This is a genomic window from Inquilinus sp. CA228, assembly GCF_052078665.1.
Classification (GTDB): domain Bacteria; phylum Pseudomonadota; class Alphaproteobacteria; order DSM-16000; family Inquilinaceae; genus Inquilinus.
Genome location: NZ_JBQJIK010000059.1, coordinates 30723 through 52479 on the forward strand (window position 1 = coordinate 30723; position 21757 = coordinate 52479).

20 protein-coding genes are annotated in these 21757 nt (G+C 71.8%); 7 read left to right on the forward strand and 13 right to left on the reverse strand.

The genetic code is table 11. From position 1 onward, the window contains the following. Window positions 1-76 precede the first annotated feature (76 nt). The 3 genes from ACTOWL_RS26140 to ACTOWL_RS26150 all read left to right on the forward strand — a co-directional run bounded on the left by ACTOWL_RS26140 (window position 77) and on the right by ACTOWL_RS26150 (window position 4662). The gene (locus tag ACTOWL_RS26140; protein ID WP_441324220.1) at window positions 77-2572 is read left to right on the forward strand and encodes a mechanosensitive ion channel family protein; all 2496 of its coding nucleotides are present in this window, start codon (window positions 77-79) and stop codon (window positions 2570-2572) included. Then, window positions 2562-3335: a class I SAM-dependent methyltransferase gene (locus tag ACTOWL_RS26145; protein WP_441324221.1), complete on the forward strand. Its 774-nt coding sequence runs from the start codon at window positions 2562-2564 to the stop codon at window positions 3333-3335. Before ACTOWL_RS26140 ends, ACTOWL_RS26145 begins: the two co-directional genes overlap by 11 nt. Window positions 3336-3585: 250 nt before the next feature. Beyond that, window positions 3586-4662, forward strand: coding sequence for an OmpA family protein (locus ACTOWL_RS26150; RefSeq protein WP_441324222.1), 1077 nt, complete (start codon window positions 3586-3588; stop codon window positions 4660-4662). 28 nt (window positions 4663-4690) lie between these two features. On the opposite strand, the gene ACTOWL_RS26155 is transcribed toward ACTOWL_RS26150, so the two are convergent. The 6 genes from ACTOWL_RS26155 to ACTOWL_RS26180 form a co-directional block, all read right to left on the reverse strand. Beyond that, window positions 4691-5251 carry an RES family NAD+ phosphorylase gene (locus tag ACTOWL_RS26155; protein WP_441324223.1) on the reverse strand — a complete coding sequence of 187 codons (561 nt, stop codon included), beginning with the start codon at window positions 5249-5251 and terminating at the stop codon, window positions 4691-4693. 11 nt (window positions 5252-5262) lie between these two features. Beyond that, window positions 5263-5802: a hypothetical protein gene (locus ACTOWL_RS26160; protein ID WP_441324224.1), complete on the reverse strand. Its 540-nt coding sequence runs from the start codon at window positions 5800-5802 to the stop codon at window positions 5263-5265. A gap of 101 nt (window positions 5803-5903) precedes the next feature. Further along, on the reverse strand, window positions 5904-7982 hold the full coding sequence (locus tag ACTOWL_RS26165; protein ID WP_441324225.1) for a hypothetical protein: 2079 nt from the start codon (window positions 7980-7982) through the stop codon (window positions 5904-5906). Between the two features lie 2 nt (window positions 7983-7984). Then, window positions 7985-10741 carry a DUF4159 domain-containing protein gene (locus ACTOWL_RS26170; RefSeq protein ID WP_441324226.1) on the reverse strand — a complete coding sequence of 919 codons (2757 nt, stop codon included), beginning with the start codon at window positions 10739-10741 and terminating at the stop codon, window positions 7985-7987. Further along, window positions 10735-11652: a DUF58 domain-containing protein gene (locus ACTOWL_RS26175; RefSeq protein WP_441324227.1), complete on the reverse strand. Its 918-nt coding sequence runs from the start codon at window positions 11650-11652 to the stop codon at window positions 10735-10737. Before ACTOWL_RS26175 ends, ACTOWL_RS26170 begins: the two co-directional genes overlap by 7 nt. 7 nt (window positions 11653-11659) lie before the next feature. After that, window positions 11660-12667 (reverse strand): AAA family ATPase, encoded by a 1008-nt coding sequence (locus ACTOWL_RS26180; RefSeq protein WP_441324228.1) that lies wholly within the window; start codon window positions 12665-12667, stop codon window positions 11660-11662. 111 nt (window positions 12668-12778) lie between these two features. Between ACTOWL_RS26180 and ACTOWL_RS26185 the strand changes: the two genes are divergently transcribed. Genes ACTOWL_RS26185 through ACTOWL_RS26195 form a run of 3 tightly spaced genes read left to right on the forward strand, consistent with a single transcriptional unit; the run spans window position 12779 to window position 15092 of the window. After that, window positions 12779-13282 (forward strand): DUF1285 domain-containing protein, encoded by a 504-nt coding sequence (locus ACTOWL_RS26185; protein WP_441324229.1) that lies wholly within the window; start codon window positions 12779-12781, stop codon window positions 13280-13282. Next, entirely contained in the window at window positions 13279-13893 is a 615-nt protein-coding gene (locus ACTOWL_RS26190; protein ID WP_441324230.1) for a CoA pyrophosphatase, read from the forward strand. The genes ACTOWL_RS26185 and ACTOWL_RS26190 overlap by 4 nt, the downstream gene beginning before the upstream one ends. After that, window positions 13890-15092, forward strand: coding sequence for a CCA tRNA nucleotidyltransferase (locus tag ACTOWL_RS26195; protein WP_441324231.1), 1203 nt, complete (start codon window positions 13890-13892; stop codon window positions 15090-15092). The genes ACTOWL_RS26190 and ACTOWL_RS26195 overlap by 4 nt, the downstream gene beginning before the upstream one ends. Here the strand turns inward: ACTOWL_RS26195 and ACTOWL_RS26200 are convergent. The 4 genes from ACTOWL_RS26200 to ACTOWL_RS26215 are packed head-to-tail and all read right to left on the reverse strand — an operon-like array spanning window position 15089 to window position 18784. Continuing rightward, window positions 15089-15664: a LysR substrate-binding domain-containing protein gene (locus ACTOWL_RS26200; RefSeq protein WP_441324232.1), complete on the reverse strand. Its 576-nt coding sequence runs from the start codon at window positions 15662-15664 to the stop codon at window positions 15089-15091. The genes ACTOWL_RS26195 and ACTOWL_RS26200 overlap by 4 nt on opposite strands. After that, window positions 15661-16530 (reverse strand): carbohydrate ABC transporter permease, encoded by an 870-nt coding sequence (locus tag ACTOWL_RS26205; protein ID WP_441324233.1) that lies wholly within the window; start codon window positions 16528-16530, stop codon window positions 15661-15663. Before ACTOWL_RS26205 ends, ACTOWL_RS26200 begins: the two co-directional genes overlap by 4 nt. After that, window positions 16527-17456: a carbohydrate ABC transporter permease gene (locus ACTOWL_RS26210; protein ID WP_441324234.1), complete on the reverse strand. Its 930-nt coding sequence runs from the start codon at window positions 17454-17456 to the stop codon at window positions 16527-16529. The genes ACTOWL_RS26205 and ACTOWL_RS26210 overlap by 4 nt, the downstream gene beginning before the upstream one ends. Window positions 17457-17467: 11 nt before the next feature. Next, complete coding sequence (locus tag ACTOWL_RS26215; RefSeq protein WP_441324235.1) at window positions 17468-18784, reverse strand: ABC transporter substrate-binding protein; 1317 nt, start codon at window positions 18782-18784, stop codon at window positions 17468-17470. A gap of 138 nt (window positions 18785-18922) precedes the next feature. Here ACTOWL_RS26215 and ACTOWL_RS26220 point away from each other — a divergent pair, with 138 nt between their 5' ends. Continuing rightward, a complete protein-coding gene (locus ACTOWL_RS26220; RefSeq protein ID WP_441324236.1) occupies window positions 18923-19720 on the forward strand; it encodes a DeoR/GlpR family DNA-binding transcription regulator in 798 nt (265 codons plus the stop codon). Between the two features lie 2 nt (window positions 19721-19722). Here the strand turns inward: ACTOWL_RS26220 and ACTOWL_RS26225 are convergent, their stop codons facing one another. The 3 genes from ACTOWL_RS26225 to ACTOWL_RS26235 all read right to left on the reverse strand — a co-directional run. Next, on the reverse strand, window positions 19723-20340 hold the full coding sequence (locus ACTOWL_RS26225) for a phosphoribosyltransferase family protein (RefSeq protein ID WP_441324237.1): 618 nt from the start codon (window positions 20338-20340) through the stop codon (window positions 19723-19725). Beyond that, window positions 20337-21017, reverse strand: coding sequence for an energy-coupling factor transporter transmembrane component T family protein (locus tag ACTOWL_RS26230; RefSeq protein WP_441324238.1), 681 nt, complete (start codon window positions 21015-21017; stop codon window positions 20337-20339). Before ACTOWL_RS26230 ends, ACTOWL_RS26225 begins: the two co-directional genes overlap by 4 nt. Further along, the coding region (locus ACTOWL_RS26235) for an ATP-binding cassette domain-containing protein (RefSeq protein WP_441324239.1) at window positions 21014-21757 on the reverse strand (744 nt) is incomplete at its 5' end. The genes ACTOWL_RS26230 and ACTOWL_RS26235, both read right to left, overlap by 4 nt.

The following is a 21757-nucleotide window of genomic DNA, read 5'->3' on the forward strand; positions in this document are numbered from 1 at the left end:
CCTCGCCTTCTTTCGGCCGCTTTGGCATGCAGGGTGGTGGCCTCTCCCCATCCATCACGGTGCCATCCGGCCGACCATGACCTTTCGTGCCCTGTTCCTCCGCCTGCTGCTGCTGTTCGCCGTCGTCTGCGCCGCCCTGCCGGCGGCGGCCCAGACCAACCCGGATTTCGACAAGCAGAACGCGGGGTGGCAGAACACGGTCCGGCAGCTCTACGTCAAATTGTCGGCGCAGAACCTGTCGGATGACGACTACAACGGCCTGCGCACTCAGCTGGCCGCCGTGGTCGACCAGGCCCAGGCGGCGGCGGATGCCGCGAACGACGCCCTCGGCAAGATCAAGCAGGTCAGCGACGCGCTGGGCCCGCCGCCGGCGGAAGGCGCGCCGCCGGAGACGGCCGATGTGGCGAAGCAGCGGCAGCAGCTGGCGGATGCCCTCGCCAAATTCAACGGGCAGGTGCGGCAGGCCGAGGCGATCAAGACGCAGGCCCAGCTGCTGCAGCAGACCGCCGATGCCGCGCGCGTCGACCAGTTCCGGCGCGACCTGCTGACGGTGGCGCCGGCCACCTTCGACCCGAGGACCTGGTTGCCGATCCCCGACCAGGCCGGCTATCTGGCGACGCGGCTGCTGCTGCCGTTCCAGGATCAGCTCGGCCCCGGCTGGGACGGGGTGGGCGAGATTGCGCGCCGCATCCTGTTCGCGGCCGTCGTCCTCGGGATCGGCTGGCTGGCGCGGCGCTGGCTGCTGCGGCGGTTCGGCCGGCGCCCGGCCGAAAGCGTGCCGTCCCTGCGGCGCCGGGCGGCCGCGGCGCTGGTGCACACCGTCGCCCATGGCGTGCTGCCGGCCATGATGACGCTGGCGGTGGCGGTGGTCTGCGCCGGCTGGCTCGGCGACCGTCCCGCCAGCTATGTCGCCATGATCGCCCTCGGGGTCCTGGCCTGGGGCATCGTCGCCTATTTCGTCGCCTCGGCCGCGATCTCGGCCGCGCTGACGCCCGACGATCCGCCCTGGCGCCTGGTCGACCTGACCGATGCCTCGGCCCGCACGCTCTGCCGCAGGCTGCGGGCGGCGGCAGTGGTCTGGGCCGTCGCCGGGGTGACGCTGGCCATGGCCGATGGCCGCATCCTGATGCAGAACGAGCTCCGGTCCCTGCTGGTCGCGGCGGCGCTGGCGGCGGGCGCACTGGCGCTGCTGGCCCTGCTGCCGGGATCGCTGTGGGGCTATCGCGCCGATCTCCAGGCCCTGCCGGAGGGGGAGCCGGCCGACGACCAGCGCGCCGCCGCCAGGCCGTCCGGACGCTGGCCGCGGGCCCGCCTGCTGGCGGCTGTCCTGACCGTCGCCGTGCTGGTCGCCGGGGTGATCGGCTATCAGAAGCTGGCGCTCTACATCACCTATCTGCTGGCGGCCGCGATCGGCATCGGCGCCGCCGTCCTGGTCCTGCGCAGCGTGATGCAGGAAGCCATCGGCCGGTTCATGACCCAGCCGGTCGGGCGGATGGCCCGGGTGCGCCATTCGCTGTTCCCGAACGATCGCGGCCTCTGGGTGTTCGAGACCGGCGCCGCCCTGTGCACCGACATCGTCCTCGGCCTGGCCGCGCTGGTGGCGCTGGCCCCGGTGCTCGGGCTCAGCGGCACCGACCTCGCCGCGATCGGCACGGCGGTGCTGGACGGGGCGACGATCGGCGGCGTCCGCATCGCGCCGCTCAACATCCTCGGCGCCGTCGCCGCCTTCACCGTGGGGATCATCGCCACCCGGTTCCTGCAGCGCCGGCTCGACGCCCGCTTCATCGAGAAGCTGCAGATCGACCGCGGCCTGAAGAACTCGATCCGCACCGGCATCGGCTATCTCGGCGGGCTGATCGTCGCCATCTTCGCGGTCGGCCTGCTCGGGCTCGACCTGTCGAACCTGGCCCTGATCGCCAGCGCGCTGTCGGTCGGCATCGGCTTCGGCCTGCAGAACATCGTCCAGAACTTCGTCGCCGGCCTGATCCTCTTGGTCGAGCGGCCGGTCAAGGTCGGCGACTGGGTGGTGGTCGGCGGGGCCGAGGGCGTGGTCCGGCGGATCAGCGTCCGCGCCACCGAGATCCAGACCTTCCAGCGCTCCTCGGTGATCGTGCCGAACGGCAACCTGATCTCGTCCCAGGTCGTCAACTGGACCCACAAGGACAAGAACGGCCGGGTCGACATCCCGGTCTCGGTCGCCGCCTCGGCCGATGTCGAGCAGGCGCGCGAGATCCTGCTGGCGCTCGCCAAGGAGGACAAGCGCGTCAGCGCCTTCCCGGCGCCGGTGGTGGCGTTCAAGAGCTTCGGCACCGCCACGCTCGACCTCGAGCTGCGCTGCCACATCTCCGACGTCGACAACTTCGCCGGCGTCGGCACCGATCTGCGCTTCGCCATCTGGAAGGCGTTCCGCGAGGCCAACCTCGCCTTCCAGCCGATCGCGGCCGACATCTCGCTGCCCCAGGCGGTGCAGGTGCTGGCGACGGCGGTGCGCGAGCGCGACGGCACCCGCGGCGCGGCCCATGGCGATGCTCCTCAGCCCGAGAAGGCCCGGGAATCCTCGCATGCTGCATGACCTCGGCCGGGTCGTCGGCGCCATCGCCCGCGACCGGCTGGACGAGGCGGCGGTGTATCGGAGCGAGCGGCTCTACGCCCGGCCGCTGGCGCCGGCCGGGCCGCCGGGCGTGCTGGAATGCCCGATCTGCGGCACCCGGGCGCGGCGCTTCCTGCGCTTCGGCCTGGAAGGGCGGCGCAACGCCATGTGCCCGGGCTGCGGCAGCGTCGAACGGCACCGCTTCCTCTGGCTCTATTTGACCGCCCGGACCGACCTCCTGACCGGCCGGCACCGGGTGCTGCACGCGGCGCCCGAGCCGTGGCTGGAGGCGCGGCTGCGCGGGCTGCCGAACCTGCGCTACCGCTCGGTCGACCGGTTCAGCCACTTCGCCGACATCCAGGCCGACCTGACGGCGCTGCCCTTCGCCGACGCCGCCTTCGACGTGGTGATCGCCAACCATGTGCTGGAGCACATCCCGGACGACGGCGCCGCGATCGCGGAGCTGGCCCGGGTGCTGCGCCCGGGCGGCCGCGCCATCCTGATGGTGCCCTTCGACCCGAAGGGGCCGACCCAGGAGGGCGCCGGCATCGCCGACCCGGCCGAGCGGATGCGCCGCTTCGGCCATCCCTACCACTACCGCATCAACGGCCGCGACTTCCCCGGCCGGCTGGCAGCGGCCGGGCTGACGCCGGTTGCGGTCGACAGCCGGGTCCTGCTGCGGCCGCATCTGCGCCGCCGCTTCCGGGTGAACCGCAACCACCTGTTCGACTGCCGCCGAAGCTAGCCGTTGAAGTCAGGACGAACCATCGCAGCTCGCGGTTAACTCGCATTTAGTTAAAGATTGTCTCGTCATCGGCATTCATCGAAGCTTTAGAATTGGTAAAGATATCGCGACCTATCCGTTTTGAATTCTTTGTTTTCAGGTTGATCCTTCATCGAAGCCTCCGTATTGATGCGGAAGGGGGCGGAGCGAAACCCTGCATAGAGATGTTGGGAGCGGACGCCTGGCCCGAACTCTGACCAGGATGCGGCACATGAAGATTTTAGCTCTGTGCGCGGCGGGAATCGTTGCCGTGCTTCTGGCCACGCCCGTCATGGCCCAGCAGCCGGCGAGGGGGATCTATCTCGGCGCCGGCGCCGGCGTGAACATCCGGCAGGACCAGCGCTGGACCATCGACGACCCGGCCACCGACGGCCATGCCGACGTCGCCTTCGATACGGCGCCGGCCGGCAACATCTATATCGGCTATGATTTCGGGGCGATTCGCGCCGATCTCGAGGGCAGTTTCCGCCAGAACGACATCGGCACGACCCGGCTCAGCTACGATTCCTTCCAGTTGAACCGGTTCGTCACGGTTCCCGGCGCCGACGACGTCAAGGTCAACGTCAAGGGCCATGAGCGGACCATCGGCCTGATGGCCAATGTCTATTACGATTTCGAGTTCGGCTCACCCTTCGTGCCCTATGTCGGCGGCGGCATCGGCGTCGGCTTCAACAACTGGAAGGTCAAGGCCAAGGATTTCGACATCGACTTCGAATACGATTCGCCGCTGTTCGCCTATCAGGGCATCGCCGGCGTGTCCTACTACATCACGCCGAAGCTGGCGGCGAATGTGGAGTACCGCTATTTCGGCGAGACCGACGCCGAGTTCACCTCGGGCAGCACCAAGATCAAGCTCGGGGCGCCGGCGAACCACACCATCCTGGCCGGCATCAAATATGTCTTCGAGTTCGGCGCCGCCTCGGGCGAGCCGGCGCCGGAGACCCCGGTCGACACCGGCCAGCGCAGCTATCTGGTGTTTTTCGACTTCGACAGCTCGCGCCTGACGCCGGAGGCGCGGTCGATCGTCTCCGCCGCCGCCAGCGACGCGCTGCGGGGCGAATCGACCCGCATCGACGTCACCGGCCACACCGACCGCTCCGGCACCGACGCCTACAACCAGGCGCTGTCGGTGCGCCGGGCCGAGGCGGTGCGCCGCGAGCTGGTCACGGACGGGGTCGCCGACAGCCTGATCATCGTCCGCGGCGTCGGCGAATCCGACCCGCTGGTCCCGACCGCCGACGGCGTCCGCGAGCCGCAGAACCGCCGGGTCGAGATCGTGATGAACTGAGGGGCGGGAGCGCGCCGGGTTTGGGATGTCAGGGAGCCAGGCCGATGCGGTACCGATCGAGCATGGCGTCGAGCCAGGGGGCCTTGCTCATCGGTTCGCCCCCGGCTCCTGCCGGCGTCTTGAGCGCCGGCGCGGCCCGATCGAACAGGGCGATGCAGAGCTGTTCGTTGTCGTGACGGCTGAAATAGGCGATGCCATCGACCTCGTCCCGGTGGTCGAAGATCCATCGGGAGAATATCTGTGAGTCGTCGTATCCGGCGGATGCGCTGATGATGGCGGTTTGGCCGAGAGCGGCGAGCCCCGCGCCATAGGCTTGAGCCAGGCGCACCTTGTCCATCGCGACCTCGGTCGTCGCGCGAGCGGCAAGGAACTGACGATCCAGGAGGGTGCCGCCGACGTCGCGAAGGCACGTCTCGGCGAAGGCGGCCTCCCGAGTGGCGCCGAGATAGAGCACGCCGTATTGCTTCTTCGGATCGTCGTAGCGGCCCGCCGCGGATTTGCCGAAATATCGGTACCCATACTGGATCCGGTGACACCGGAAGACCGGGCCCTGGATCTCGACGACGGGGAGCGACGCGGGCAGCGCCATTCAGCGCTGCCTCATCCAGGCACGTGCTCGCCAAATGCCTCCGCGGCCTTCAGCACGGGCTCGACATCGCCGCGATCCAGGAGGTCGATCGGCTTCTGGTTGCCCAGCCTGCTGTCGGCCGTGAGCAGCCAATGGAGCTTGACGAAGGGGTTGTCGACCCTCAGGCAGTCGAGAACCCTGGCCAGATGAGGCCGGACCGCGGGGCGCGTGAACTGGAACGCCGGGAAACGGACATGCCCCTCCGGGTCCCGAACGGCGAAGAGCTTTCCAGCCTTTCTCTGCTTGTCGACGGCCTGCGGGCTGATCTGCAGGTGTTCCGCCACGCGCCGGGTGGAAAAGGTTCCGCCTGCGGCCTCCAGATCCTGCTCGATCATCGCACGACCGCGCTCGAGCGCCCGAAGCGTGGCCTCGCTCTGCCTGGTGGATGCAAATGCGCGTAAATTCACGACGATTTTGGTGACTGTACGACCTTCAGCTGCCTTAGCGGAACGGGGGCGACGCGAAGGGCGCTGCTGCCGATCAGCATCGTCTGATTGCTTGCGGCTATCCATGTCTGCAATATCGGACTGGTTGGTGTGGTTGTCAACCTGACCAACCTCTGATCACAAGACTCGCCGATAGGGCGGGCGTCGGCGTGGCATGGCGATGCGCTCTACCGTCCCTCGCGTCTCCAAGCCGCCATCAGCCCGCCGAGGCCGAGGAACAGGGCGATCAGCGGCGGCAGCAGCGGCGTCTCGGTCATGCCGGTGACGGTGTAGTCGCCATTGCCGCGCAGGCCGATCCAGCCGGCGCCGGCCGCGGCCCGGTCCGGCCGGGTGCGGCGGATGCTCGGCACCCCGTCGGCGGCCAGCCAGGCGACCCCGCCACCGCTGGCCTCGGTCACCGGCGCCAGCTTGTCGGTCACCGCCCGCATGTCGCTCAGCTCCGGCGGGTTCAGCGTGCCGACCACCGCCAGCGCGGTCTTGTCGCCGTCTGTGACGCGGTAGATGCCCGGCCCCTGGGCGTTGACCCGGCCGGCATAGAGGCCGGGCGAGGCCTCGCTCAGCGTCACGCTCTGGGTCTTGCCGTCCGGGTCGGTCACGGTGACCGGCGGGTTGCTCTGGTCCAGGTTGCGGCGGCGGATCTCGATGCGCTGCCCGGCCGCCTCGGCACGCAGCACGTTCTCCTCCAGCTCCGGCTCGCGCATCAGCCAATGCGCCAGCCGGCGCAGCAACTCCGCCTGCGGGCCGCCGCCCTCGAAGCCGCGGCTCCACAGCCAGATCTGGTCCGACGCCATCTGCGCCACCCGGCCCTCGCCGACCCGATTGAGGATCAGGAGCGGCCGGCCGCCCAGCCCGGTCATCACCACGTTGCCGCCATGCGGCACCACGTCGATCTGGCGGAACCAGCGGCCCCAACTCGGGCCCCCGCCCGGGCCGCCGGTGGATCCCTCCAGCGTCGCCGTCACCGGATGGCGCTGGCCCAGCTCGGTCACCACCGGGCGGAAGCCCTGCTCCAGCACCTCGCCGGTCGGCTCGGCCGGCAGGATGTTGCCGATCGGGGTGCGGTACAGGCTCAGCGGCTCGGCGAAGGCCTCGCCCGAGACCTCGAGGAAGGCGCCGCCCTCCTCGACGTAGCGGGCGATGTTGCCGAGATAGAGGTTGGGCAGCACACCCATCCGCCGGTAGCGGTCGAAGATGATGAGGTCGAAATCCTTGAGATTGGTCTCGAACAGCTCGCGGATCGGGAAGGAGATCAGCGACAGCTCGTTGATCGGCGTGCCGTCCTGCTTCTCCGGCGGCCGCAGGATGGTGAAGTGGACCAGGTCGACCGAGGGGTCGGATTTCAGGATGTTGCGCCAGGTGCGCTCGCCCGGATGCGGCTCGCCCGACACCAGCAGCACGCGCAGCCGGTCGCGCACGCCGTTGACGACGATGGCGGCGCGGTTGTTGGCCTGGCTCAGCTCGCCCGGCAGCCCCTCGACCGCGAATTCGAACACGGTCGGGCCGCCATGGTCGAGGCGGAAGCTGACCTGGGTGTCGCGCCCGACCGGCAGCTGCAGCGCCTCCGGCGCGCCGGCGTCCTTGGTCGCGGTCACGGTGGCGACGGCGCCGGGCTCGGCGTTCGGCAGGTCGTCGACCCGCAGGGTCACGGTGACGTCCTGGCCGACCAGGCCGAAGCTCGGCGCCTGGGCCACGACGATGCGGCGGTCGAACTCGTCCGGCCGCCCGGTCAGCAGGGTGTGCACCGGGCCGAAGGAGCCGCGGACCGCCGGGTCGGTCGGCACGTCGTGCACCTGGCCGTCGGTGATCAGGATGGCGCCGGCCAGCCGCCGCCGCGGCACGTCGGCCGTGGCCGCGCCCAGCGCCTCGAACAGATGGGTCTCGTCGAGCGGAGCGCTGGCGCCTTCGCCGACGGTGACGACGCGCGTCTCGAGATCCGGGAAGGCCGCCAGCTTGGTGCGGAGGTCGGCCAAGGCGGAGTCGATCCGGGCCGGGCGGTCCTCGATCTGATCGGAGGGCGAGCGGTCGACCACCACCACGGCGACGTCGCGGATCGGGTCGCGCCTCTCCTCCACCAGCGACGGGTTCAAGAGGGCCGAGGCCAAGGCGAGGAAGGCGAGGGTCCGCCAGCCCAGCCCCGGGGCGCGGCGCCAGGCGCCGATCAGCAGGGCCAGCACCGCGAGGCCGAACAGCGGGCCGAGGACGGTCCAGGGCAGCAGCGGCGAGAGGGCGACGGAGGCGGCGTCCATGGTCACTGCCCCAGCCGTTCCAGGATCGCCGGCACATGCACCTGGTCCGACTTGTAGTTGCCGGTCAGGGCGTACATCACTAGGTTGACGCCGAAGCGGTAGGCCATCTCGCGCTGGCGCTCGCCGCCCGGCACCACCGGCAGCATCGGCGCGCCGCCCGGCCCGGTCGCCCAGGCCCCGGCCCAGTCATTGGCGCCGATGATGATGGTCGAGACGCCGTCATTGACCGTGGCGTCCGCGGTCTCCACCCACAGGTCGCCGCCGGCGTAGCGGCCGGGGAAGTCCTGCATCAGGTAGAAGGCGCGGGTCAGGATATGGTCCGGCGGCACCGGCGTCAGCGGCGGGATGTCGAGGCCCTGGGTCAGCTCGCGCAGCTTGTCGGCGCCCGGCCCGGCCAGCGCCCCGCCGCCGCCCATCGCCTGGTCGCGGGTGTCGAAGAAGATGGTGCCGCCGGTGCGCAGGAAGGCGTTCAGCTTGCCGATCGCGGCGTCGGACAGGGCCGGCTGCTCCGGCGTCACCGGCCAGTACAGCAGCGGGAAGAAGGCCAGCTCGTCGCTCTCGACATTGATGCCGACGGCGCCTTCCGCATTCACCGAGGTGCGGTCGCGCAGCACCTGGGCCAGGCCCTCCAGCCCGGCCTGGCTGACGCTGTCGACATCCTGCTGCCCGGTCTCGACATAGGCGAGGCGGACATGGTTGGCCATGGCGATGGTCTGGGAATCGTCCTGCGCCCGCATCGGTCCGGGCGCCAGCAGCGAGGCGGCGACGGCGCCGGCGACCAGCAGCGAGGCCGTCGCGGCGCGCCGCGGCGGGGTCAGCAGGCCGCGCATGAACAGGGCGATCAGCCCGTCCAGGATCAGCAGCACCATGGCCAGGGTGAAGACCCAGGGCCGCAGGTCGACCTCGGCCGGGGCCTCGTAGCCCGCCACCGCGACGCCGGCCGGCAGGTTCGAGATCGGCTCCAGGCTGGTCACGGCCGCGCCGAGGTTGAGGGCGCGGCGGTTGTCCTCGGTGCCGTAGAAGCCGGGCGGATGCTCCGGCCCCGGCACGGTGCTGGCGAAGGCGGGGCCGGCGATCGGCAGGGCCAGCGGCGGCGGCGGCACCAGCCGGCCGAGCCCGTCCAGCAGCTTGACCGGCGCCAGGCTGGCCTGGCCGCTGTCGCCGCCGACGCCGCTGCCCAGCGCCACCACGCGGCGCAGCATGTCGACGAACAGGCCGGAGAAGGCGAGGTTCGACCAGCCGGGGCCGGCCGTGGTGTGGATCAGCACCAGCCAGCCGCGGCCGCGCTTCTCGGCGGTGACGATCGGCGTGCCGTCGGTCAGCCGGGCCCAGGTCTTGTCGGCCAGGTCGGGCGACGGGTCGGCCAGCACCTGGCGCTGGATGCGCACATCGGCCGGGATGGCCAGGCCCTGGAACGGGCTCGTGGCGTCGAACGGCGCCAGCGGCATCGGCGCGGTCCAGGACATCGCGCCGGACAGGGTGCGGTCGCCGAAGCGCAGCGGCACCGGCACCAGCGGGTCCGGATTGGCCGCCAGGATCGGCCCGGCGAAGCGGATCAGGGCGCCGCCGCTCTCCATCCAGCGCTCCGCCGCCTGGCGGTCGGCGTCGGAGGACAGGGTGCCGTCGGGCACCAGCAGGGCGGCCAGCCGGTCGGTCGGCTGGGTGCCGCCCAGGAGGTCGACGACGCTGCCGCGGCGGATCTCGGCGAAGGGCTCCAGCGCCCGCTGCAGATAGTAGCTCTCGGTCAAGAGCGGCTGGGCCCGGGCGGTGTCCTGCGGCGCGGCCAGCCCGACCGGCCGGCGGCGCCAGCGCTCGTCGACCAGCACCGTGGCGCCGGCCGTGGTCTCACCCTCGATCGACACCGCGGCGATGGCGTTGCGCGCGGTCGATGGCAGCTCGAACCGGGCCTCGGCCTGGCGCTGCCCGGCGGGGAAGCGGACCTCAGTGCGCGCCAGCGGGCGGCCGTCCTCGGCCACGGCGCGCAGCACCAGCGGCACGTCGCCGACGGCGGCGGCGCGCTTCACCGGCACGGTCAAGGCGGTGTCGACCACCTGCGGCGTGCCGACCAGATGCGCCAGGTCGAAGGCCTGCGGGGTCAGCACCTCCAGGCTGCCGAAGCGCTGCAGCCGGGCGGCGAGGTCGCGCACCCCGTCCGCCTCCGCCTCGGCGGTGATGCCGTCGCTGGCCCAGACGACATGGGTCGATCCGGGCAGGCGCAGCGCGTCGGCGGCCTTCAGCGCCGCCGCCCGGTCGGTCGGCCAGGGGCTGGGCGCCAGATTGTCGATCAGCCCGCGCGCCTCGCCCGGGCGCAGCAGGCGGCTGGCCGCGACCGGCTCGCCCGGGGCGGTCGGCGCGGTGGCCAGCAGCACCACGTCGCGCCCCGCCCGCTCGGCCTTGTCGACGGCGGTGCGCAGGGCCTCCTGGCGCTGCGGCCAGCCCTTGCCGGCGGCCCAGCCATTGTCGACCACCAGCAGCACCGGGCCGCTGCCGGGCAGGGCCGAGCCCGGGTTCAGCACCGGATGCGCCAGGGCGATGATGATCAGCGCGGCCAGGGCCAGGCGCAGCAGCATCAGCCACCAGGGCATCCGCTCCGGCGTCTCCTCCTGCGTCTGCAGGCCCAGCAGCAGGCGGATCGCCGGGAAGCTCAGGCGCCGCGGCGCCGGCGGGGTGACCCGCAGCAGCCAGTAGATCACCGGCAGCAGGATCAGCGCCGCCAGGATGGCGGGCGCCAGGAACACGAGGCCGCCGAGCGTCACCATCTGGCCCTGCCGGTCGCGGCCCCGGACATCACGCCCCACAGGCTCAGCAGCGCCGCCTCGGCCGATTTGTCGGTGCGGTGCACGGCGAAGCTCCAGCCGGCGCGGCGGGCGATCGCCGCCAGCCCGTCCTGGTGCTCGGCCAGGCGCTCGCGATAGGCGTCGCGCACCGACCGGACCCGCGGGATCAGCGCCGATTCGACCTCCTCGATGCCCTCGAAGCGGATGCGGCCCTCGAAGGGCAGCGTCGCCTCGGCCGGGTCGAGAACCTGCAGGATATGGCCGCGCACGCCGCGGGCGGCATAGGCGGCGACCGAGGCGCCGAACTCGTCGAGCGGCGCCAGGCAGTCGCCCAGCAGCACCATGGCGGCGTGGCGCGGCACCCGCAGCTCCCACGGCACCGCCTTGCTGGAATCGTCGGACGTGCCGCGGTCCAGCGCCGCGGCCAGGCGCAGCAGGCTGGCGCGGCCGGTCGCCGGCGGCGTGTCGCCGCCGATCAGCGCCACCCGCTCGCCGGCCCGGTTCAGCAGCGAGGCGAGGGCCAGCAGCAGCACCTCGGCGCGCTCGCGCTTGGTCGGCAGCGCGCGGTCGGAGCGGTAATCCATCGACGGCGAGGCGTCGCGCCACAGCCAGGCGGTCTGCACCGCGGCCCATTCGGTCTCGCGCTGGAACAGCCCCTCGGACTTGCCGGACTGGCGCCAGTCGATCCGGCCGATCGGCTCGCCGGCCTGGTAGCGGCGGAACTGCCAGAAGCTTTCGCCGACCCCGACCCGGCGGCGGCCGTGCACGCCCTGGGCCACGGTCGAGGCGACGCGGTCGGCGGCGATCAGCAGCGGCGGCAGCGTCGCCGCCAGCGCATCGGCGGCCTTGCGCCGCGCCGCGCCGGTCAGGGATGAGGAGGAGCCGTCCGCCACCTCGGCCTCAGCCCAGGCGCGCGACCAGCCGCTCGACGACGTCGGCGATGGTGGCGCCATCGGCCCGGGCGGCGAAGGTCAGGGCCATGCGGTGCTGCAGGATCGGCCGGGCCAGGGCGGCGACGTCGTCGACCGAGGGCGAGGTCCGGCCGGTCAGGAGGGCGCGGGCGCGGCAGGCCAGCATCAGCGACTGGCTGGCGCGCGGGCCGGGGCCCCAGCCGACCATGCGCTGCACCTCCGGCAGGTCGGTCGAATCGGGGCGGGCGGCGCGGACCAGCGACAGGATCGCCTCCAGCACCGTCTCGCCGACCGGCAGCCGGCGCACCAGGCGCTGGGTCCGCTGCAGCGTGTCGGCGCTGATCACCGCCTCGATCTGGGCCTCGTGGATTCCGGTGGTGGCCAGCAGCATCCGCCGCTCCGCCGCCAAATCGGGGTAGCCGACATCGACCTGCATCAGGAAGCGGTCCAGCTGCGCCTCGGGCAGGGGATAGGTGCCCTCCTGCTCCAGCGGGTTCTGGGTGGCCAGGACGTGGAACGGCTCCGGCAGCGGCAGGTAGCGGCCGGCGATCGACACCCGGTGCTCCTGCATCGCCTGCAGCAGCGCCGACTGGGTGCGCGGGCTGGCGCGGTTGATCTCGTCGGCCATCAAGAGCTGGCTGAACACCGGGCCGGGAATGAAGCGGAAGCTGCGGCGGCCGGTGTCGCTCTCCTCCAGCACCTCGGAGCCGAGGATGTCGGCCGGCATCAGGTCCGGCGTGCACTGCACCCGCCGCTCCTCGAGGCCGAGCACGGTGCCCAGCGTCTCGACCAGCCGGGTCTTGGCCAGGCCGGGCAGGCCGACCAGAAGAACGTGTCCGCCGGCCAGGATGGTGACGAGGCTCTGGTCGATCACCTCTTGCTGGCCGAAGATGACCCGGCCGATCATGCTGCGCACGGCGGCCAGCCGCTCCACGGCTGCATCGATGTCGCCGGGCGTGGCCGGGGTGTCGAGCTCGGTCGGGACGGTCGTTTGCATCGGCGTGCCGCTCTGTGAACTGACGGAATCTATTGCAAGAGTATGGCGGATTTGAGCGACGGCGAGTCCAAGAAAACGCAACCGGCCCAGGCGCAGTCTGACGCAGGCGCGATGAAGGCCGCCCTGGCGGCAGCCCGACAAGGCCCGACGGCTGCGGACGAGGCCTATGACATCCGCATCGGCCGCGACGGCACCTGGTACTATCACGGCAGCCCGATCCGCCGCCCGGCCCTGGTCAAGCTGTTCGCCACCGTGCTGCGACGCGACGCCGCCGGCGACTACTGGCTGATCACCCCGGCGGAGCGCGGGCGGATCACGGTCGACGACGCGCCCTTCGTCGCCGTGGCGGTGGAGGTGGCGGGGACGGGCCAGGACCAGGTCCTGACCTTCCGCACCAATCTCGACCAGCTGCGCGAGGCCGGGCCGGAGCATCCGATCCGCGTCGCCTTCGCGGCCGACACCGGCGAGCCGTCGCCCTATATCCGGATCGCCGAGGGGCTCGACGCGCTGCTGTCGCGCCCGGTGTTCTACGAGCTGGCCGAGATCGCCGTCAGCCAGGACGGCCGGATGGGGGTATGGAGCCACCGGACATTCTTCCTGCTGGACCAGGCGTGAGCGCCGAACCGCCCCCGGCCGTGGCCGATCTGGACCGGCTGCGGCACTACCGTCCCCGCCTGTCCCGCGGCGACCACGACCTGAACCCCGACCTGAAGCCGCTGGCGGGGCTGCGGCCGGCGGCGGTGCTGGTGCCGATCGTCCGGCGGCCGGAGGGCGACGCCATCCTCCTGACCCTGCGCACGCCGCATCTGACCGCCCATGCCGGCCAGATCGCCTTCCCCGGCGGCGGCGTCGATGCGGGCGACCCCGACCCGCTGGCGGCGGCGCTGCGCGAGACCGAGGAGGAGATCGGCCTGCCGCGCGGGAAGGTGGAGATCGTCGGCCGGCTCGACACCTATGTCAGCCGCACCGGCTTCGAGATCCAGCCCTTCGTCGGCCTGCTGACGCCGCCGCTCGAGACCGCGCCCGACCCGTTCGAGGTGGCCGAGATCTTCGAGGTGCCGCTGGCCTTCATCCTGGCCCCGACCAATCCGAAGCTGCACCGCATCACCGTGCAGGGGGTGGAGCGGCAGTACTATGCCTTTCCCTATCGCGACCGCTATGTCTGGGGCGTGACCGCGGGCATCCTGCGCAATCTCCGCGACGTGCTGCTCGGGACGACCGAATGACGACACCGCACTGTCTGTCGCCGCTGCCCGGCTGGGCCACCGACGCCGCCGCCCGGGCGGTGATCAACGCCCTGTCGATCCCCGGCTTCGACCCGCGCTTCGTCGGCGGCTGCGTCCGCAACGCGCTGCTCGGCCGCGATGCGGCGGATGTCGACATCGCCACGCCGCTGCGGCCGGAGGCGGTGATGGTGGCGCTGCGCAACGCCGGGCTCGGCGTGATCCCGACCGGGCTGGAGCACGGCACGGTCACCGCCCGCTCCGGCGGCAAGAGCTTCGAAATCACCACCCTCAGGGTCGATGTCGAGACCGACGGCCGGCACGCGGTGGTCGAATTCACCGCCGACTGGCGGGCCGATGCCTCGCGGCGCGACTTCACCATGAACGCGCTGTCGGCCGACCCCGAAGGCGTGGTGCACGACTATTTCGGCGGGGCGGCGGACGCCTTGGCCGGCCGGGTCCGCTTCGTCGGCGACCCGGCGCAGCGCATCGCCGAGGACGCGCTGCGCATCCTCCGCTTCTTCCGCTTCCACGCCCATTACGGGCAAGGCGAGCTCGACCCGGCGGCGCTGGCCGCCTGCGCCGCCGCTTCCGGCGGCCTCGACCGGCTGTCGGGCGAGCGGGTGCGGGCCGAGCTCTTGAAGCTGCTGGCCGCGCCCGACCCGGTGCCGGTCTGGCGGGCGATGGTCGAGGCCGGCATCGCCCGGCACGTGATCGGCGAGGATGGCGACATCGCCCGGCTGCAGGGGCTGGTCCAGGTCGCCCCCGGCTCCGATCCGCTGCTGCGGCTGGCGGCGCTGCTGCGCGGCGACGCGGCGGCGGTGGCGGCGCGGCTGAAGCTGTCGAATGATGAGCGCGACCGGCTGGTCGGGCTGCAGGACAGCGTCCCGGACAAGGCGCCGGACGAGGTCGGGGTGCGGCTGCTCTTGTACCGGCACGGCCGGGCCGGCGGCCGCGACCGGCTGCGCCTGGCCTGGGCCGCGGCGCCGAAGCGCTGGAGCTTCAAGCGCGCTCTGGCGGCGCTGGAGAAGGAGCACGTGCCGGCCCTGCCGGTGCGCGGCCGCGACGTGGTCGCCCTCGGCCTGTCCGGCCCCGCCGTCGGGCGCGCCTTGGCCGAGATCGAGCGCTGGTGGATCGCCCAGGGCCTGCGCCCCGGCCGGGACGAAAGCCTGGACCGGCTGCGCGAGCTGGCCGGGGTCTAGGCCGGCTGACCGGCGCCCGGCGCAGCCTCGCCGAGGACCCAGCGGCGGAAGGCGGCGATCTTCGGCGTGTTGCGGCGGGCCTCCGGATAGACCAGCCAATAGGCGTCGCCGTCGTCGCAGACCAGGTCGAAGGGCTGGATCAGGCGGCCTTCCGCCAGCTCGTCGGCGAAGAAGGCCGGGGCCAGGAGCGCCACGCCCTGGCCGGCGATGGCCGCCTTGCCCTCATACAGCTGCACCCGGGTGCGGCTGCCGGGCCGGTCCTCGAAGCCTTCGGCCGGCACGCCCGCAGCCGCGAGCCATTGCGTCCAACAGACATCGGTGGCGTCGATGATCGGCAGCCGCAGCAGGTCGGCCGGCTGGCGCACGCCGCCGATGCTGTCGGCGAGGCCGGGGCTGAGCATCGGCGTGAACTCGGAGGCCAGCAGCCGGTCGGCCGCCAGCCCCGGCCAGGCGCGGTGCAGCGGCAGATAGGCGTCGACGCAGGCGGTCAGGCCGCACAGGGTCGGCCGGGCCGTGGCGGCGAGCCGCGGCAGCCGGGCGGACAGGTCGCGATAGCGGCGCTCCCACCTCATTCCTTGACCGCCCCCTGGGTCAGCCCGGCGATGATGTGGCGCTGGAAGGTCAGCACCAGCAGCACCAGCGGCACCGTCACGACGACCGAGGCGGCGGCGATGTCGCCCCAGGGCACGTAGTAGAGGTTGGTGAAGTTGGCGATGCCGACCGGCACGGTCTGGGTGGCGATGTCGGAGGTGAAGGCGAGCGCGAACATGAACTCGTTCCACGCCGCGATGAAGCCGAGCAGCCCGGTGGTCACCACCCCGGGCAGCGACATCGGCAGGGTGACGCGGAACAGGATGGTCAGCGGCCCGGCACCATCCATCCGCGCGGCGTCGTCGATCTCGCGCGGGATGCTGTGGAAGTAGCCGAACAGCACCCAGATCACCAGCGGCAGGCCGAGCGCGACATAGACCACGACCAGCACCGTGTAGGTGTCGAGCAGGTCCATCGAGGCGGCGAGCAGGTACAGCGGCGCCACGATCGCGATCTGCGGGAACATCGAGATCGACAGGATCAGCCCGAGGATGCCGAAGCGGCCCTTGATGTCGAGCCGCGCCAGGGCGAAGGCGGCCAGCGCCCCGAGCACCAGGCAGAAGAGGGTGGTCGCCCCGGCCACGATCACCGAGTTCAGCAAATAGAGCTGGAATTGCTTGACCGTGAAGATGTTGACGAAATGCACCAGCGTGGCCGGGATCGGCAGCCAGCTCGGCGTCTCGGCGACCAGCGCCTTGTCCTCCTGCAGCGAAGTCGAGAGCTGCCACAGGAACGGGCCGGCGGACCAGGCGACGATCAACAGGGCGCCGAGATGCAGCAGCACGCCGCGCCAGAGCCAGACCGGCAGGCCGAGCAGCCGGCCGCGCATGGCGGAGAGCGGCGTCATCGCTCGGTCTCCCGCAGCTTGCGGATCAGGACGGCGCCGAACACCCCGGCGATCAGCACCTCGGTCGCGAACATCAGCGCGGCCATGGCCGAGCCGTAGCCGAACTGCAGCGTCGAGAAGAGCGTCTTGTAGGTCAGGGTCGATAGCGTCTCGGTCGAATCCGCGGGGCCGCCGCCGGTCAGCACATAGACCAGGTCGAAGATGCGGAAGGCGTCGAGCGCCCGGAACATCGCCGCGATCAGCAGCGTCGGCATCAGCAGCGGCAGCCGCACCCGCCAGAAGGTCGACCACGGCCCGGCGCCGTCGACCAGCGCCGCCTCGGACAGCGACCGCGGGATGGTCTGCAGCCCGGCGAGCAGCAGCAGCGCCATGAACGGCGTGGTCTTCCAGACGTCGGCGATGATGATGGTGAGCAGCGCCGTGTCGGTCGAGCCGTACCAGTTGATGTTCTGGTCGATCAGCCCGGTGACCCGCAGCAGGTGGTTGACGATGCCGTTCTGGCCGTCGAACAGCCAGCCGAACATCTTCGAGGTGACGACGGTCGGGATCGCCCACGGGATCAGCATCGCCGCGCGCACGAGGCCGCGGCCGATGAACCATTCGTAGAGGATCAGCGCCATGCCGAGGCCGAGGACGGTCTCGGCCAGGGTCGAGGCGAAGGTGAACTCGATGGTGTGCGCCCAGGCGTTCCAGAAGGTCGGGTCGGCGATCAGGTCCCGGTAGTTGTTGAGGCCGAGGAAGGCGTCGTCGGGCGCGGCCAGCGAGGTGTCGCGCAGCGACAGCCACAGGCCGAGCCCGACCGGATAGACCGAGACCGCGGCCAAGGCCCCCGCCGCCGGCAGCAGCAGGAGCAGGGCCGGGATCCGGACCGGCCCGAGGCGGGAGCGCCCCGGGCCGGCGATGCGATGCACGAGGGAGCCGGTCATCGCCATGCCGGTCACACCCCGACGATGGTGTCGATCCGGGCTTTGGCGCTCTCCAGCGCGCCCTTGACGTCGCCGCTGGAGAGCGCCTTCGAGATCTCCGACTGCAGCACCAGCGAGACCTGCGGGTATTTCGGCGTCACCGGCCGCGGCGTGGCGCCGAGGAACACCGGCTTCAGCTGCGCCATGAAGGGCTGGGCCTTGGCCAGGTCCGGATGGTCGAACACCGCCTGCCGGGTCGGCGCCAGGCCGAGCTGCAGGGCGAAGCGCAGCTGGGTCTCGGGCGAGGACATCCAGCGCACGAAGTCGACCGCCGCCTCCTGGTTCTTGGACGAGGCGTTGACGCCGTACTGGTAGCCGCCGAGCGAGGCGGCGCTGGACTTGCCGGGGAAATGCGGCAGCGGGGCGACGCCGACCTTGCCGACGACGCTGGATTCGCTGGCGTCCTGGGAGATGCCGTAGACATAGGACCAGTTGCGCAGGAACACCGCCTGACCCGCGGTGAAGGGCCGGCGCGACGGCTCCTCGTCCCAGCTCAGCAGGTCGGGCGGGCTGATCTTGTGGGTGGCGATGGTGTCGTGCATGAACTGCACCGCCTCGACCGCCGCCGGGTCGGCGATGCGCACGGTCCTGCCGTCGGCGTCGAGGATGGCGCCGCCATTCGAGCCGGTGAAGGAGACGAGGTCGCAGACCAGCACCTCGGCCTGCTTGCCCTGCCACAGGAAGCCCAGCCTGGCCTGGCCGGCGGCGGTGATCTTCTGGGCCGTCTCGACCAGCTCGGGCCAGGTTTCCGGCACCTTGGTGCCGGCCGCCTCCAGCAGGTCGCGCCGGTAGTACAGCATGCCGGAATCGACGAACCAGGGCAGCGCCACCAGCTTGCCCTGCCATTTGCAGCCGGCGACCAGGCCGGGGAAATAGGCGCCGATCTCGCTCGCGTCGACGTGCTCGTCGAGCGGCAGCGACCAGCCGGCGGCGGCGAATTCGGCGATCCAGATGATGTCCTGGGTGAACACGTCCGGCGCACCGTTGCGGCGGGCCAGTTGCTGCACCAGCGCCTGGTGCACCTCGGTCGAGGCGCTGGGCGGCGGCAGCTCGCGATAGGTGACATGGACCTTGTCTTGCGACGCGTTGTACGCGTCGACCAGCTGCGCGATCGTCTCCTTGCCGAAGAATTTCGCGCTGGCGAAGGTGATCTCGGTCGCCGCGCGGGCCGGCCGCGACCGGCCCAGGATCGGGGCCGCGGCCCCTGCCCCCAGCGCCACCCCGGACAGCTTCAGCAGATCACGCCGGAACAAACCGCCGGACTGCGTCCGGCCAGGGATCTTGGTCATTCCTCCCTCCCATTGTTGGAAACGGGAATCTGGCGCTGTTTTGTGCGTGTTTGTGCGCCTATTTCGATATAGGGCCGCAGCCATCTGGCAGAGTCAAGCGAGTTGTCTTAGAGTTTGTGCGGTTTTTTGCGAGGGACCATGACGTCAATCGACCAAGCCGCCGACGCGGCCCTGCCCGCGCGGCGACGCAACGAGCTGCTGCGCCTGGCCCGGACCCAGGGCCAGGTGACGGTGGCGGAGCTGTCGAGCCTGTTCGCGGTCTCGGCGGACACGATCCGGCGCGACCTCGACTTCCTGGAGGCCCGCGGCCTGCTGAGCCGGACCCATGGCGGCGCGGTGCCGGTCGACGGGCTGGTCGGGCGCGACGCGCCCTATGTCCAGCGCATGAACGTGCAGATCGACGCGAAACGGCGCATCGCGCGGGCCGCCGCCAGCCTGATCGGCGACGGCGAGACGCTGATCGTCAATGGCGGCTCGACCACGAGGCTGTTCGCGGCCGAGCTGGCGGGCCGGCGCGACCTCACCATCGTCACCAACAATCTCGAGCTGCCGCTGGCCGTGCCGGCGCAGGCGGTGCGCGACATCTATGTCCTCGGCGGCCAGTTCCGGCGCGAATCCCACGTCACCATGGGCCCGCTCAGCTTCGCCGGCGCCGGCGGCATCACCGCCGACACGGCGGTGCTCGGGGTCGGCGGCCTGTCGGCCTCGGCCGGCCTGTCGACCACGCTGCTGGAGGATGCCGGGCTGATCGCGGCGATGATGGCGGCGGCCCGCCGCACCGTCATCCTGGCCGATGCCAGCAAGTTCGGCCACGCCTCCTTCGCCCATATCGCGCCGCTTGACCGGGCGCATGTGCTGGTGACCGACCAGCCCCCGCCCCAGGACATCGCCGAGCTGCTGGAGCGCGCCCAGGTCGATGTGGTGGTGGCGGGATAGGCCTACAGCGTCTCGGGGATCGGCTCCCAGCCCTGCGCGCCCGGGCGGAATTGCGGGATGTGGCCGAGCGCCGTGACCAGGGCGGCATCGGCGCCCAGCACCAGCTCCCAGTCATGCGCCTCGGTCAGGATCACGCCGATGCCGGCCACCTCGGCGCCGGCGGCGCGCACCAGCGCCAGCGACCCGGCCAGGCTGGACCCGGTCGCCACCACGTCGTCCACCACCACGACCCGCTTCCCGGCCAGGAGCGGCACCGCGGCACGGTCCAGCAGCAGCCGCTGCTCGCCCTTCGAGGTGATCGAGGTGATGCTCTGCACCAGCGCGTCGCCGAGATGGATCTTGGGCGATTTCTGCAGGATGACGTAGCGGTCGAGGCCGAGATGGCGGCTGACCTCGATCGCGACCGGGATGCCCAGCGTGGCCGCGCCGACGACGACATCCGGCTTGAGCGGTGCCAGCCGCTCCGCCAAGGCGCGGCCGATATGGGCGCCGAAGGCGACACCGGCGTCGATCACCATCAAGAGCGAGATGGCGAAATCCGGCTTGATCGGCACGATCGGCAGATCGACGGGCAACCCCGCCACATCGACGCGCCAGGTCGGCTTGCTCTGCTCCGTCACATCCTGTCTCCGTTCCCGGCGGCCGGCAGCCGCTCCTCCACCAGCACCCCGACCCGGCGCCAGCTGCTGCGCCGCACCGCCGGGTCGAAGCCGTAGACCGACAGCGAGGTCGCGATCGCCTGGGCCATGCGGATGCTCTGCACCAAGAGCGGCACGCCGCGGGCCAGACCATAGCGCAGCCGGGTCCACAGCGGCACGTCGTCCAGCTCCATGCCGCGGGCGCGCTGGGCCTCGCCGATGCGCTCGAACTCGTCGCGCAGCATCGGGATCAGGCCGAAGATCAGGGCCAGCACCAGCGTCGCCATGGAAGGCAGGCGCAGCGCGCTGGCCGCGGCCAGGATCGAGCCGGGGCTCGACGTCTCCATGACGAAGAAGAAGGCGCCGGTGGTCGCCACCAGCCGGGCCGCCATGCGCAGCGCCGTGGCCGCGGCCTCGGCCGGCGGCGCGCCCTGCAGCCAGAGATTGAGCAGCCAGGTGGCGAAGACCAGGCCGAACAGGATCGCGGCGCCCTTCAGATAGCCGCGCAGGCCCGGCAGCCGCAGCGCCAGCAGCACCGCCAGGACCGCGGCCATCAGCAGCAGCGCCGGCAAGGGCGTGCCGACGATCCAGGCCACGGCGGTGACCGCGGCGGCGGCCAGCAGCTTGAGGAAGAAGTTCAGCCGCAGCAGCAGGCTCATGCCACCGCCTCCACCGCTTCCGGCAGCGGCGTCGGCCAGCCCAGCGCGGCGAAGGCGGCGGAGCGCCAGCCCGCTTCCGGCGGCCCGTCGTGCCGGATCTTGCCGCCATCCATGACCAGCAGCCGGTCGGCGACGTCGTCGACCAGCTCCAGGTCGTGCGAGACCAGGAGGGCGGCGCCGCCGCGGCCGCGCAGATCGTCGAGGAAACGGTCGAGCAGCGCCCGGCCGGCGAGGTCGCGCGCCAGCAGCGGTTCGTCGAGGATCACCAGCTCCGCCTCCGCCGCCGCGGCGCAGGCCAGGCCCAGCACCGCCTGCTCGCGCGCCGACAGGGCGAAGGGGCTGTCCCCCGCCCGGCGGTCGAGGCCGAAGCGCATCAGTGCCGCCTGTGCCTTGGCACGGACTTCGGCGCTGCCGACCGCGCGCGGATTGCCGGAGACGGCGAAGGCAGCCTCGTCCAGCACGGTCAGGTTGAACAGGATGCGCCGGACGTTCTGCGGCACGTAGGCGAGGCGGCGGGCCCGCCGGGCGACGGTCCAGCCGCCGGCGTCCTCGCCGCCCAGGACGATGCGACCGGCCGTCAGCGGCGAGAGGCCCAGGCTCGAGTGGCACTGGGTGGTCGTGCCGGTGCCTTTCGGCCCGTTCACCCCCGCCCCCTCGCCGGCACGGACGGCCAGGGCGACGCCCTCCAGCACCGGCCGGCCAGCGCCCCGGCGCAGGCGGCTGACCCGCCCGCACGCCGC